The organism is Oceanispirochaeta sp., assembly GCF_027859075.1.
GTDB lineage: Bacteria > Spirochaetota > Spirochaetia > DSM-2461 > DSM-2461 > Oceanispirochaeta.
The window spans coordinates 12,879-27,331 of the sequence record NZ_JAQIBL010000043.1 but is presented as its reverse complement, the minus strand read 5'-3'; the positions used below and the strand labels follow the sequence as shown (position 1 = coordinate 27,331).

The 14,453-nt window shown below is 46.4% G+C and carries 8 protein-coding genes; 1 reads left to right on the top strand and 7 read right to left on the bottom strand.

Annotated features, from left to right (window positions below; all coding sequences use genetic code 11):
- The 4 genes from gatB to PF479_RS02680 form a co-directional block, all read right to left on the bottom strand.
- Positions 1 to 1,201 (bottom strand): Asp-tRNA(Asn)/Glu-tRNA(Gln) amidotransferase subunit GatB (gatB, locus tag PF479_RS02695; protein WP_298001973.1); only part of this gene is annotated, 1,201 nt, incomplete at its 3' end.
- Between the two features lie 3 nt (positions 1,202 to 1,204).
- Positions 1,205 to 2,593 carry an Asp-tRNA(Asn)/Glu-tRNA(Gln) amidotransferase subunit GatA gene (gene gatA, locus PF479_RS02690; RefSeq protein ID WP_298001971.1) on the bottom strand — a complete coding sequence of 463 codons (1,389 nt, stop codon included), beginning with the start codon at positions 2,591 to 2,593 and terminating at the stop codon, positions 1,205 to 1,207.
- Positions 2,594 to 2,631: 38 nt separating this feature from the next.
- Positions 2,632 to 2,913 carry an Asp-tRNA(Asn)/Glu-tRNA(Gln) amidotransferase subunit GatC gene (gatC, locus tag PF479_RS02685; RefSeq protein ID WP_298001969.1) on the bottom strand — a complete coding sequence of 94 codons (282 nt, stop codon included), beginning with the start codon at positions 2,911 to 2,913 and terminating at the stop codon, positions 2,632 to 2,634.
- Between the two features lie 192 nt (positions 2,914 to 3,105).
- On the bottom strand, positions 3,106 to 4,098 hold the full coding sequence (locus tag PF479_RS02680) for a P-loop NTPase (protein ID WP_298001967.1): 993 nt from the start codon (positions 4,096 to 4,098) through the stop codon (positions 3,106 to 3,108).
- A 150-nt stretch (positions 4,099 to 4,248) separates the two neighbouring features.
- On the opposite strand from PF479_RS02680, the gene PF479_RS02675 reads away from it, so the two are divergent.
- Positions 4,249 to 5,727: a bifunctional UDP-sugar hydrolase/5'-nucleotidase gene (locus PF479_RS02675; RefSeq protein ID WP_298001965.1), complete on the top strand. Its 1,479-nt coding sequence runs from the start codon at positions 4,249 to 4,251 to the stop codon at positions 5,725 to 5,727.
- A gap of 490 nt (positions 5,728 to 6,217) precedes the next feature.
- On the opposite strand, the gene PF479_RS02670 is transcribed toward PF479_RS02675, so the two are convergent.
- The 3 genes from PF479_RS02670 to gltB all read right to left on the bottom strand — a co-directional run bounded on the left by PF479_RS02670 (position 6,218) and on the right by gltB (position 14,399).
- Positions 6,218 to 8,299, bottom strand: coding sequence for a LamG-like jellyroll fold domain-containing protein (locus PF479_RS02670; RefSeq protein WP_298001963.1), 2,082 nt, complete (start codon positions 8,297 to 8,299; stop codon positions 6,218 to 6,220).
- Between the two features lie 149 nt (positions 8,300 to 8,448).
- Positions 8,449 to 9,873 carry a glutamate synthase subunit beta gene (locus PF479_RS02665; RefSeq protein WP_298001961.1) on the bottom strand — a complete coding sequence of 475 codons (1,425 nt, stop codon included), beginning with the start codon at positions 9,871 to 9,873 and terminating at the stop codon, positions 8,449 to 8,451.
- Positions 9,873 to 14,399, bottom strand: a complete 4,527-nt coding sequence (gltB, locus tag PF479_RS02660; RefSeq protein ID WP_298001959.1) for a glutamate synthase large subunit — start codon at positions 14,397 to 14,399, stop codon at positions 9,873 to 9,875. The genes PF479_RS02665 and gltB overlap by 1 nt, the downstream gene beginning before the upstream one ends.
- Between the last annotated feature and the right edge of the window lie 54 nt (positions 14,400 to 14,453).

Genomic DNA, 14,453 nt, shown 5'->3' with positions numbered 1-14,453 from the left:
TCAGTTCAGGATCTTTATTCTCTTCAAAAATATGATCCAGAACTTTTTTTGCAATCTTGCCGCTGATCTGCCCCTCTTCAATCAAGGCAATCAGTTTTGCCAGGCGTTCTGCATTCAAGGGGCAATTTTCCAGTGTCAATCCGGATCTGTTCAGCAGTTTTTTAACATCCGAAGAAAGCCAGGAATAGACCTGAACCGCATCGGCTCCATTAAAAACACACTGTTCGAAGAAGTCAGCCCTATATTTTTCATCATGTATATAATCTGCCTGATCGGAACTTAAGCCATGGCCGCTCATGAGTCTCTGTTTGCGGGCAAAAGGTAGTTCGCACATGTTGGCATCCACTTCTTTCAAAAATTCAGCGGAAGGTCTGAAGGGAGGAAGATCGGGTTCGGGAAAGTAGCGATAATCATTGGCTGCCTCTTTCCGTCTCATGGGTTCAGACTGGTCCCTGTTTTCATTCCAGAGTCTGGTTTCCTGAATGATGACTTTATGGGCATCCATCATTTCCGATTGACGGCCAATCTCATAGTTCAAAGCTTTACGAACAAATCTGGATGAGTTGAGGTTTTTGATTTCGACCTTTTCTCCCAGTCCAGCACCCTGAAGGTTGATCGAGACGTTGGCATCGCAGCGCATGGAACCTTCTTCCATGTTTCCGTCACAAACACCCAGATACCTGACCATGCGTCGGAAACTTTTCAGAAAGACTTCCGCATCTTCACCGACAATAAGATCCGGTTCGGTAACAACTTCCAACAGGGGGTATCCCGCCCGGTTGTAATCCAGAAGGGACATATCGCCGGCATGGATCATCTTTCCTGCATCTTCTTCAAAATGAACATCATGAATTCTGACCCTTTTTATTGTATCTCCGATTTCAATATCGATGTGTCCGTCCCGGCCTACAGGATCTGTAAACTGAGAAATCTGATAGTTTTTGGGCATATCCGGATAAAAATAATTTTTCCGTTCAATCTTGGTATTAGGGCTGAGCTTACAATTCAAAGCCTTTGCCACCAGATAAGACATCTGAATGGCTTTTTCATTCAATGTGGGGAGAACACCGGGAAATCCCATACAGACGGGACAGATATTGGTATTCTCTTCATCACCATATTGGGCGTTACAACTGCAGAAAGCCTTTGTTTCCGCTGTGAGATGTATATGGATTTCCAGACCGATAAATGACTGATACAAAACTTAACTCCAAACCGTAAGATAACCAGGAGCTTCAGGAGCCTGGAATTCCTTCTCCAGGAGGGCAGACACCTGAAACAGGCGGTCTTCCTCAAAAGGAGGAGCCATGAACTGAACCCCGACGGGCAATCCATTTTCAAGGGTAGAGGGAACTGATAATGCCGGGTGGCCTACCAGGTTAGCCGTACTAGTATACAGATCTGCCTGCTTCTGCTGAAAAGTATCCAGATCAGTGTTGCCATGATGAAACGCGGGTGTAGGGAAAACAGGCATCATCAGGACATCGACCTTCTCATACCAGCGCTCCACATCCTGACGGATGGCCGTTCTTATTTTCTGAGCTCTCACATAGTACTGATCCTGAAATCCGGAACGCAAAACATAGGTTCCCAGGAGAATTCTGAGTTTTACCTCATCGCCGAATCCTTCATGCCTTGCTTTTTTCATCAGCTCCGTAGGGTTCTCTGCAAATAAGGGAGCATGTCCGTAGCGGATACCATTGTAGCGTGCCAGATTGGCACTGGCTTCGGCTGTGGCAATCGTGTAATAGGCAGGAACGACATAATCCAGGGTGGGAAGGTCAATTTCCACGAGACCATATCCTGCGTTTTCCAGCCTTTTCATGGTTTTTTCATAGGATACACTGACTTCAGGACTGAGGGCTCCATGAGTATTTTTCAGAACACCGATTGTTTTTACTTCTTTTCCCGAAGGACTATAATCCAGGGAGGTATGATCCAGAGGATCTTTCCCCTTCATGGCCTCAAAGACCTTTTTGGTCATTTCAGTATTCCGGGCCAGAACACCAATGACTTCCAGAGATGAAGCATAGGCAGTCAGACCATAACGGCTGACCACTCCATAGGTTGGCTTTAATCCGTAGACTCCGCAAAAAGAAGCGGGCTGACGGATTGAACCGCCCGTATCGCTTCCCAAAGCGAAGGGAACCAAACCGGCAGCAACGGCTGCAGCACTGCCCCCGCTTGAACCTCCGGCAACCCTCTCCAGATCCCAGGGATTATTTGTCTTCCCCAAGGCTGAATTATCTGTGGACGATCCCATTCCGAACTCATCAAGATTGGTCTTACCAACCACGACAGCTCCGGCATTCTGCAGATTTTTAACAGCAGTTGCCGTATAGGGAGACACAAGATGTTCCAGCATTTTTGAACCGCAGGTCAGTTTATAGTTTTTGACGGCGATATTGTCTTTAACAGCAAAAGGTATCCCCCTGAGAGGTCCCTCGGGAATATCTTTACCCAGACTTCGATTCGGATCAAATTCAAGAAAACTACCAATTTTCTTTTCCCAGGCTGCAACATAATTTTTATAAGCTTTCAGAACCGAGGGCTGAGTCAGCACGGCGGACCATTTTTTTTCAAAATCAGACATGATTAACCTTTTTATCTATGAACAAGTTTTAGTATCGATTACAAAACATTGGGAATGAGGATGAACCGGTCTTCCAGATCGGGTGCACATTCTAGCAGTTCATCGGGATGGGCTTCATTAGGAAGCCTGCGGTCTTCACGCAGGCGGTTCTCCTTTTGAAGAGCATGAATTGTAGGCTCAAGTCCCTCTACATCCACTTCGTTCATTTTTTCAAAATAAGTGAGCATCCGGGAGACTTCAGCACCCAGTTTTATCGCTTCGGCTTCGTCCAGATCAAGTCTGGCCAGCGTGGCAGTAACAGTTAATTCGCTTTTTTCCATGTCCTCATTTATACCTGCATAAATATGTAATGTCAAGAATAGCCAGGTCTGAAGGTGGAAGGAAAAGATCAAGAAGATATAGTATTATTTAATTACCATATATATATTTAAAATATTTTTTTTGACCCCGGCAAAGGGCGGTATATTTATTATTGCAATCTTATAGAACATCCAGCGCAGGAGTCGAGAATATCAGCGGGCCGGACCTGCCCAATTCAGATTATCCAGATCTTCATCTCCTTCAAAAAGGGGAATGCTTTTTTCCGGAACAATTTTTTCCAACCGCCTGCAGACCCCTTCCAGGGCCGAACTCAATTGATCCTGGTGATCAAGACAGTAGGGAGACCGTCCTGTTATAGATCGGGAGACCCCGGGCATCCATTCCAGATATCCCAGGTACTGCAGGGATATACCCAGATTTTTGCGGCAGATGATTCTGAGATTTTTACCCAGATCACGGTCTGAAACAGAGCGTCCCATGTTGATGATGACTCCAGGATAAAAGGTTTCCAGCAGATTGCGGACAGCCTTGCCCTGATCCTGATTATGCTCGCTCAGCTTATCTGCCAGAGTAAACAGGGACGTCCCCGAACCTTCCAGCCGCTGCCGGAAGAATTCCTGTATCAGGACTCTCTCTTCTGATCGGGGGGGGAACTGCCTGTAAACAGACCTGGCCAGAGCCGACTTGAGAAAGGAATAGGCATTGAGTATCGCCGTTGTTTCGGGAACTGTGACGATGATCCCCTGGGGAAAGGGAATAAAGTAATCCAGTATATTATGATTTGTTCCTGCCCCCAGGTCCAGCAGTATATAATCGGCTACCAGATGGGGGAGTTCCTTGATAATTTTCATTTTTTGAAAATAATGCTGCTGTACAGCAGAAGTATACAGACCGTCGCCTGGAAGAAAATACAACCGGTCAACCGAGGTCGGTATGACCAGGGATTCAAGGCTATCAGCCTGCTTGTTTAAATACGTTCCAATTCCAGCACGGCTGTTTTTAATTCCCAGGAATGTATGGAGATTGGAACCACCCAGATCAAGATCTACCAGGATTACGGTTTTTCCCATCCGGGCGAGAGTCACCCCCAGATTGACAGTGAGAAAGGATTTTCCAACCCCGCCTTTACCGCTGGCGATGGGGATGATTCTGTTCATAAAGAATGTATCGGCGTTGCGGAGCAATAACTATAAAGCCTGAATATGACAGGGAGACAAAAAAAACAGGAAAACTGTTCCTTTATTCTCAAAAAAGGAGTTGCTGTCACCTTCATCTAGTTTTAAAATGAATAGCTGTCCACTAGAATAAAAAATAAAGAGGACAAGGAGAAAGAAATGAAAAAAGCTAAGATTCTGTTCAGATTGGGGACTTTTTTTCTGATACTGCTGCTGCCAGCTGCAGCCTTTTCAGCGGTACCGAAGATAAATGATACTTCCCTGACGGTACTGCATACCAATGATACTCACGGGCGTATTCTTGAAGGCAAATATGACGGAATGGGTTTTGCAAAGATATCAACCCAATATCAGAACATAAAAGGAAAGGATTCAAATGTCCTTCTATTGGATGCGGGAGATGCTTTTCATGGAACGACCCTGGTCACTCTTTCTGAGGGAGAAGCGGCAGTTAAAGTCATGAATGCTGTGGGTTATGATGCCATGACTCCGGGCAACCATGACTTCAATTATGGTAAAGACAGACTTCTGGAACTCGCGGCCATGGCTGACTTCCCAGTGGTCTGTGCCAATGTCATCGATGATGCGACAGGAAAAACGATACTGGAGCCTTATGTCATACTGGACATGAATGGCCTTCTTGTCGGTATATTCGGTCTCACCACCCCTGAAACAACTTATAAAACTCATCCCAAAAATGTGGAAGGTCTGACTTTCAGGGATCCCGTCATAGTTGCACAGAAAATGGTGGATGAATTGAGAGACAAGGTTCATATCCTCATAGCTCTGGGTCATAATGGTGTTGATGAAGAGACAAAGATTACCAGTGAAATGATCATGAGCCAGGTTAAGGGAATCGATCTTTTTGTTGACGGACACAGTCATACCGAAATGGCTGAGGGTATTGCCGTCGGGTCCGGTCTCCTTGTACAGGCCGGTTATCATGACAAAAACCTGGGAATTGTAAACATGTCCTTTTCCATGAAATCCGGAGTAGCCGAAAAAGCCCGATTATTCACGAAAGAAGAGTCTCTTGCACTCAATGATGATGCTGCCATCCTCTCCCTGGTGGATTCCATTAATATGGAAAATGAAAAGGTCACGAGTGTTGTGGTAGGTTACACAAAAGTTCTCCTGGATGGAGAACGAGACCATGTCAGAACAGGTTCAACTAATCTTGGTGATATGATCTGTGAAGCCTTGATTGATGTAACAAAAGCCGATATCTCTCTGCAGAACGGAGGTGGAATCCGGACCTCTATTGAACCGGGAGACGTAACCAAGGGAGAAGTCATTTCGGTTCTCCCTTTTGGTAATACGGTAACAGTCCTTGAAGCAAAGGGTAAGGACATCATTGCCGTCATTGAAAACGGAATCAAAGATTATCCTGCCTCCAGCGGTGCCTATTGCCATATGGGTGGTCTGACTTTTGAGTTTGATGAGACAAAACCCGCCGGAAGCCGTGTCACGAAAGTGATGGTAGGAGGCAAGCCTCTGAATGCCAACGGCGTCTATTCTCTGGCTACAAATGATTTTCTGGCAGCCGGTGGCGACCAGTACACAATGCTGACCGGACTGAAGGTTCTGGGAGAGTTCGGAACTCTGGATGATATTCTTGTTGCTTATATGAATAAATAGATTATTTGGACAATTTAAAACCACAGCTCTCAGCTGTGGTTTTTTTTGATTCAGAATTCAACTGCTAAAGATCAGCGTATGAATCTTTGCTTCCATCCTTTGCTTGACTCACCGTTGTGATGCAATTTGAATTCCCGATCCATGACGGCAAGGGGTGGTGATTTCCTTTTCAGAGTGATCCCGCAGGATGGACAGTGGGCCTGGTTTTCATGACAACTGGTACATACATGGTAATATTTATCACAGTGTGTGCAATAATGTTTTTTGCTGATGCTTCGGTAAACTGTTCCGCAGCAATCACAGGTTGCTTCCTTCAGGTTATACATATCATTCCTCCATTAAGATCATTCTAAGGGCTGAGGGACATGATAAAAATAGACCCTTTGGTATGTTTTAAGGAAACACAGATTTAAGAAATTGCAAAAAAAACCCTGCCTGAACACAGTTTTGACACTGTATCCCGGTCAGGGAATTAAAGTTTTAAAAAGAATTACCAGGAGCTGGTTCTATCTTTCATATAGTTGTAAAAATCCAGAAGTTCCGCGTTCGATTTATTATAGTCTGATACAAAAACGCCATTAATCTTACCATCGAATCCATAAAAACCGATTTTACCGTAATCCTCCAAATATTGAGAACCAATGATCAAAGGACCGGACTCAGGAAAAGGTTGTTTCGAACTCAGCGTGTTAGTGCCGGAATAGCTTTTACTTTTGGTCTTACCCGATGCATTGTTATAATAAAGATCAAGGTAAACACTAGAGCTGTCCCAACGGCCTATGATGTAATACCATTTACCCGTATTCAGACTGAGGGATGAAGTCTGGAGGGAATATTTGTACCGGGGACTCTGCTCTACAATACCGAATGAGACTCTCCCCCTATCCCAGAATTGGAGGGTATACCCTTCGTCGGAAAAGTCATGTTTTACACCCTTGTGAACGATTCCGGCAAAATTACTATGAACATCCACATAAACCCAGGCTTCAATAGTACCTGTTGCAATGGGATTCAATACGAGATCACCCGTTCCTGTGCTGTTATCCGAATTTTCAATCAGGGTTCCATGGGCCCCGTCATAGACGGCAACACCGACATCATCCATAACTGATGTCCGGGTGCCATTGTCATAGTAGGGATTCTGATCATAAAAGTAGTCCACAGTGAGCTGATTGACATCATCTCCACCGATGACTGCCTGAGACGCTTCTCCGGTTTGTATGCTTTGGTAGAGGTTAGCAAAATCGCTGGTGGCAAATTCAGAGGCAGACAGGAACAGTGGAAGGGCATCACCATCGGGATTATCCAGGTAGGAGTTGACCACGACCTCTGATTGAGGTAGTGCAAACTCGACTTCATCCGCCGTCGTTCCCGAGGGGATATGATAGGGAGTGGATTCCCAGTCATGAAAGACTGTTGCATTTTCGTTCAACTGCTGTAAAAGAAAGTCTTTGCTGCTGCCGACGGTATCCACAACATGGGTTCTCATGACGGTATTCCCGTCTACTGCTCCGCTTTGGATGACATCCCCAATCACATCAAAAACGACTTCCTTCCGCATGACCGACTCGGCCAGGGTCGTATTCTCTGATCCGATAAAAACTTCATCCAGCTGACCTGCAAAGGAACCTCCCAGGGTTTTATAAGTTTCTATGGCCCGCTCATAGGCGACCATGGTCCCTGTGTAGCTGGCTCCGCCGTCGGTGAAGTGTTCCGTATAGTACCTGACTCCCAGAAGAGCACCCGTCACAGTCCCGTCCCAGAACCAGTAATCATGGCTGGTTGAGATCTCCTGAGAGTATACAACGACCGAAGAAAAGTTAGCATTTGAATCGCTTCCAGGGTAGGAAAAATCAGGATAGGAGAGGCTGCCCTGAATATCGAGGGGGGCAAATCCATCCTCCGCATCGGCGGCGGCAATGATCTTGACAATTTTTTCATGCCGGATGCTCCCGTCATCAAATAGGATGTCCATCTTCACCCGGTAGAGAGGGTCTAATTCACCAAGGTCGTTGACAATCGGGTCATCAGCATTCCAGGTGTCTGCAACAGCTGCATCGGCCACATAGTATTCTTCCACGTAGCTCTCCAGCAGAGTGTTGGCTGCCGGATAGCTGGTTGTCGATGTTATTTTATACACCGGTTTACCATCATATAAGGGGTCACTGCTGGTGGAATTAAATACCGCAGAATCTGATACAACCCAGGAAGTGGTGAGCCCTGTCTCGGGATAATCCGAAAGACTACCTGACTTTGTTGAAAACTTTGCGTCATCCATAGACCAGACGGGTATAGTAGCCCTGTCGGTGGTAAATGAAGCCTTGTTGAACAGAAGGACGGGTCTGACTCCCCTCTCTTCCAGGCCGGTGATTTTCTCCAATTCAAAAGTCTGGAGAAAATTGGCCTCCAGATCACTGATATCTCCTCCTGAAGGAGGAATGCTTGTCCAATCATAGGGATTGTTAATCTTATCAACACTGATTGTGCCGACTGTGGTACCGCCGCTATCGCGACAGGCAGCCAGTGAGGCAATTAAGAGTATGAGTAGGGTCATTTTTTTTAATATTTTCATCTTTGCCCTCCGATATTTGTAATATATAGGCAAAAAAACATATTTCCCATTATTTTCACCACTACTCACACAAATCGCTGTTAAAACACATAAAATAAACAAAAAGGCCCCCATGGGGGGACCTTCTTATGATTTTCAAAGAAAAAAAACTATTTCAGATATTCATCGACCGCTTCGGCGGCATTCCTTCCGTGGGCGATGGCGCGGACAACAAGGGATGCTCCTGTTTCGGCATCACCCGAAGCAAAGACACCATCAATGGATGTTCCATAATTGCCGTCGGTTTTTATATTCCCACGGCCATCCAGTTCCAGGTTCAGATCTGTGATTATTCTATTGTGCTCCACATGAACAAAACCCATGGCCAGGAAGACAAGATCAATCTGAAGGTCAAATCCACCGTCTGCAACAGGAACCATCTGAGGCCGGCCGCCGGCAGGATCAGATTTCCACTCTATCTTTGCAAAACTGCCTTTACTCAGAATACCATTCTTACCTTCAAAGCCGATTGTTGTTATATTCCAATCCCGCTCGCAACCCTCTTTATGGGAGGTTGAGGTTCTCAGAATGGATGGCCAATCTGGCCAATCAGGATTATGAGGATTTTTCCAATCCAGAGGTTTAGGCATAATTTCATACTGGTAAACCTTTTTTGCCCCTTGCCTGTTTGCCGTACCTACACAGTCTGAACCGGTATCGCCACCGCCAATAACAAGAACGGTTTTTCCTTTAGCGTTGATGATTTCATCATCATAAAACTCACCGGAAACATTCCTGTTGGATTGTCCCAGATATTCCATGGCAAAATGAACGCCCTTCAGTTCTCTTCCGGGAACCGGCAGATTACGGGGAACCCCGGCACCCATGGTGATCAGAACAGCATCAAACTTGTTCTGAAGGTATCGGATGGAAAGATCCTCACCGATGGCCACCCCGGTTTCAAAATTCACACCTTCCGCAGTCATCTGTTCAATTCTTCTATCCAGAACACTCTTATCCAATTTGAAATCAGGAATTCCATACCGCAGGAGTCCCCCGATTTTTTCATTTTTTTCAAAAAGGGTGACCTGATGGCCCATACGCCGCAACTGCTGGCTGGCTGCCATCCCGGAGGGACCGCTTCCCACAACGGCAATAGTCTTGCCGGTTTCTATCTTGGGTGGTCGAGGAACAACCCATCCGGCGGCATAAGCCCTTTCAATGATACCCAGTTCCATCTGTTTGATGGTAACGGGAGCATCATTTATGCTGAGAGTACAGGCTGTCTCACAGGGAGCGGGACATATCCGGCCAGTCACTTCGGGAAAGTTATTTGTTATTTCCAGACGCTCAAAAGCCTCTTTCCATTGACCTCTGTAGACAGCATCATTCCATTCGGGAATGAGGTTTACAACCGGACAGCCGATGTTGTGACAGAAAGGTGTCCCGCAATCCATACATCGTGCACCCTGCTCTGCCAGGCTCTCCACCGGAGTGGGGATCATCACTTCCTTGTAATCTTTCAATCTATCTTCTACAGGCCGGTATTGAAAATCCTTTCTGTCATGTTCTAAAAATCCGAGAACTTTACCCATCAGACATATACCTCCTCTGTAATCGCTGTTTCATCGGTTTCCTTGGTTTCCCGTTCCTTGATCCTTGCCAGAGCCATTCTGTAATCCAGAGGCATGACTTTTACAAAGTTTGGCAGAGACTCTTCCCAGGATTCCAGAAGCAGTTTTCCCTGTTTACTGTCTGTGTATTCGATGTGTCTGCTGATCATTGTCTTGAGAAAACCGATATCCTCTGCCTCCACAACGGGCTCTATGTCTACCATTTCCAGGTTACACCGGGTATCAAATAACTGGTTTTCATCATAAACATAAGCCACACCACCGGACATCCCGGCTGCGAAATTCACCCCTGTTTTACCAAGAATGATCACCCTGCCTCCTGTCATGTATTCACATCCGTGGTCTCCCACTCCCTCGACAACTGCCAGGGCACCCGAGTTTCTGACTGCAAAACGTTCCCCTGCCCGGCCGTTGATGAAGACCTCACCACCGGTGGCTCCAAAGAGGTTTACATTTCCGGTGATTATATTTTTGTAACCCGAAAAGGTTGATCCTTTGCGGGGATAGAGGATAATTCGACCTCCCGAGAGACCTTTGCCAAGATAGTCATTGCTTTCACCTTCCAGTTCAAAGGTTATTCCCCTGGTAAGGAAGGCGCCGAAACTCTGCCCGGCAGATCCCTTCAGATTCACATGTATAGTGTCATCTTTCAGGCCTTCAGAACCATAACGGGTGGTCACTTCATAACTGAGAGTGGCTCCGACTGTACGGTTACAGTTTTTAATAGCTTGCTGAATCACAACAGGCTTCCTATTTTCCAAAGCATCTTTGGCTTTCTCAATCAGTCCCTGATCCAGGGATAGTGAAAAATCATGATCCTGACTGGAAATGCAGTATAAGGATTCTCCACTGGAGGTATCGGGAACCATAAGAATATTGGAGAAGTCCAGCCCTTTATTTTTGTAATGATCCAGGGCTTCATTGACTTCCAGTCGTTCAACATGACCGACCATCTCGTCAAAGTTTCTGAATCCCAGTTCTGCCATATACTCCCGAACCTCCTGAGCGATGAAGGTCATGAAATTTCTCAAATGCTCGGGTTTGCCAGTAAATCTCTTTCTTAGCTCTTCATTCTGGGTGGCAATCCCCACAGGACAGGCATTGGTATGACACTTTCTCATCATGACGCATCCCAGTGAAACAAGTGAGGCTGAACCAAATCCAAACTCCTCTGCACCCAGCAGGGCGGCGATCACAACATCCCGTCCGGTTTTCATTTGTCCGTCACACTGAATCCTGATTCTGGAACGAAGCTTGTTCATGACCAGCACCTGCTGTGTTTCGGCCAGGCCTATTTCCCAGGCGCTTCCCGCATGTTTCAATGAAGACAGGGGGGATGCCCCGGTTCCACCATCACCGCCGGAAATTAAAACCATGTCGGCTTTGCCCTTGGCTACACCTGCAGCGACCGTTCCTACTCCTACTTCAGAGACAAGTTTGACAGAGACTCTTGCTTTGGGATTGGCATTTTTCAGGTCAAAAATCAACTGTGACAGATCTTCAATGGAGTAGATGTCATGATGAGGCGGAGGTGAAATCAGCATCACACCGGGTGTGGAGTGACGCACTTTTGCGACAGCTTCATTGACCTTATAGCCGGGGAGCTGGCCACCTTCTCCTGGTTTTGCCCCTTGAGCCATCTTAATCTGCAGTTCATTACAGTTGGCCAGATAGGAACTGTCTACTCCAAAACGGCCTGATGCGATCTGTTTAATATTGCTTCGAGGATTGTCACCGTTTTCCCGAATATGATAGCGCTCCATGTCTTCGCCACCCTCTCCGGAGTTGCTGTTTGCACCAAGACCGTTCATGGCGATGGCCATGGTTTCATGAACTTCCTTACTCATGGAACCAAAGGACATGGCCGAGGAAACAAAACGATTCAAAATCTCGGAAACAGGCTCTACCTCATCAATGGGAACCGGATTTCCAGGTTTAAACTTGAAAAGGCCTCGGAGAGTATTCAGATTTTTACTGATATCATTCACACCCTGGGTGTATTTCTTAAAAATGGAATAGTCTTTCAAACGAACGGCTTTCTGCATATTCACTACAGCCTCTGCCGAAAAGAGATGCCTATCCGCATTTTTTCGGCTGGCAAACTCTCCTCCTGAGGCCAGGCGGTTGCTGTAAACGTCATTTTCCATCCAGGCTTTTCTATGCCTGGACAGAACATCATGTTCGACCATGGCCGAATCAATCCCGCCAACCCTGGAGGCGGTACCGGAAAAATATTTTTCTACAAACGCTTCTGAAAGACCGATGGCTTCATAAATCTGTGATCCTCTGTAGCTTCTGATGGTTGAAACGCCCATCTTTGACATCACCTTAAGAAGGCCCTTCTTCACAGCCGTTACATAATGTTCTATTGCCTGAGGCAGGGTCAGTTCATCCTGGAGGTAACCCCGTTCTTTCAGATCTGAAAGAGCTTCAAATACAAGATAGGGGTTTACCCCGCTGGCACCGTAGCCGATCAGGGTGGCAAAATGATGTACAGACCGGACTTCACCGGATTCAATAATCAAACCAGCCAAATGCCTCTTTCCCTGGCGTACAAGAAAGTGATGAACCGCCGAAATAGCCAGGAGAGCCGGAATGGCTGCATGATTTTTATCGACCCCCCGGTCAGAAAGAATCACCAGAGCATGTCCGTTGTCAATCTGGGTTTCCACCGTGGCACAGAGTATATCAAGAGCCTCTTCCAGCTGACCTTCTTCTTCTGTCACCTCAAAAAGGAGAGGAACTGTACAGACCCTGTAGTCATCCAGATCGACAGACTTCAGACTTTTAATATCATCATTGGTCAACACCGGATGTGTCAGCTTCAGCTGCCGGCAATGTTCGGGAGTTTCCTGGAGGAGATTTCGTTCCCGCCCGACAAAACTCATCAATGACATAACCAGATGCTCTCTATAGGGATCAATAGGTGGATTGGTAACCTGTGCAAAGAGTTGCTTGAAATAATCGTAAATCAATTGAGGTCGTTCTGATAAAACAGCCAGAGGGCTGTCATTTCCCATGGAACCGATGGGCTCCTGGCTGTTGCTGGCCATTGGTGTTATGACCTTCAGTACATCTTCAAAGGTATACCCGAAAGATTTCATCCTCTCCAGAAGAGTCTCTGAATCATGACGAATCTTACGGGGTGTCTCGTTCAGACCCTTCAGCTCGATTTTCTGTTCACTGAGCCAGCGACGGTAGGGCTTCTGTCTTGATATGATACTCTTGATTTCATTGTCTCTGATAACTCTGTGGAGCTTCAGGTCTACCAGAAACATTTTACCCGGCTCGAGTCTCCCGTTTTCTAAAATGTCTTCTGGTTCAATATCGATGACTCCCGCTTCAGAAGCCAATACAACTTTTCCGCTTTTAGTGATGGTATAACGTCCCGGCCTCAGGCCATTTCTATCCAGAGTGGCACCGATTTTATACCCATCTGAAAAAACCAGTGCAGCCGGCCCGTCCCAGGGCTCCATAATGGCGGCATGATACTCAAAAAAAGATCTCTTATCTTCTGAGATATGATATTTTGCACCGAAAGCCTCGGGAACCATCATCATCATGGTATGTTCCATGGATCGGCCTCCTCTGGAAATCAGCTCAAACACATTGTCAAAGGCAGCCGAGTCAGAACCATTCGGCTGGACAATGGGGAACATCTTTTTCAGATCCTTGCCGAACTCTTCAGATGACAGCGATGTTTCCCGGGCTTTCATATTATTTGTATTTCTCCGGAGAGTGTTAATCTCACCGTTATGTGCAATATAGCGGAAAGGTTGTGCCAAAGGCCAGGAAGGAAAGGTGTTGGTGCTGTATCTCTGGTGTACAAGAGACATGGCTGAAATAAAATCTTTTTCTGCCAGATCCGGATAAAAGGTGACAAACTGGGGCGCTACAAACATTCCCTTATAAATGATTGTTTTGGAAGACAGGGAAGGCAGGTAATAATCGTCATGATCCAAGCCTCTGGCAAGGGCAATATTCTCAAGACATTTCCTGAGAGTGTACAGTTTGGTTTCCAGCTTTTCACCGGAAAATCCATCAAAAGAAACAAAAATTTGCTTGAAAGAAGGCATGACACTGCGAGCCATTTCACCCAGACAATCAGGGTTAACAGGCACGTCTCTCCAGCCAAGAAGAGTTCCGCCCTCGGCGGCTATCACCATTTCTGTCATAGCACAGGCGATGGAGGCCTGTTTGGGATTGGCCGGCAGGAAAATCATTCCCGCACCGTAGTAACTTTCCTCTGGAATTGAGAAAGGAAGAACACGGGAAAAGAATTTATGTGGAATCTGCAGAAGCATCCCGGCACCGTCGCCGGTTTTCATATCACCGCCAACGGCTCCCCGATGCTCCAGATTACAAAGGATTTGAACACCCTCTTCAACAATCTCATGAGTTCGCTCACCATCGAGTCGGGCTACAAATCCGACACCACAGGCATCATGTTCATATGCGGGATCATAGAGTCCCCTTTTTTTTAACATAGACATACTCCTCCAGAGCCCAGAGCCTCTCAGCTTTTACGGCAATGTATTGCC

Bases quoted from the DNA above. Each gene is read 5' to 3' on its own strand.
- gltB (WP_298001959.1), bottom strand. From the start codon at position 14,399: ATGTTAAAAAAAAGGGGACTCTATGATCCCGCATATGAACATGATGCC.
- gatA (WP_298001971.1), bottom strand. From the start codon at position 2,593: ATGTCTGATTTTGAAAAAAAATGGTCCGCCGTGCTGACTCAGCCCTCG.
- PF479_RS02675 (WP_298001965.1), top strand. From the start codon at position 4,249: ATGAAAAAAGCTAAGATTCTGTTCAGATTGGGGACTTTTTTTCTGATA.
- gatC (WP_298001969.1), bottom strand. From the start codon at position 2,913: ATGGAAAAAAGCGAATTAACTGTTACTGCCACGCTGGCCAGACTTGAT.
- PF479_RS02665 (WP_298001961.1), bottom strand. From the start codon at position 9,873: ATGGGTAAAGTTCTCGGATTTTTAGAACATGACAGAAAGGATTTTCAA.
- PF479_RS02670 (WP_298001963.1), bottom strand. From the start codon at position 8,299: ATGAAAATATTAAAAAAAATGACCCTACTCATACTCTTAATTGCCTCA.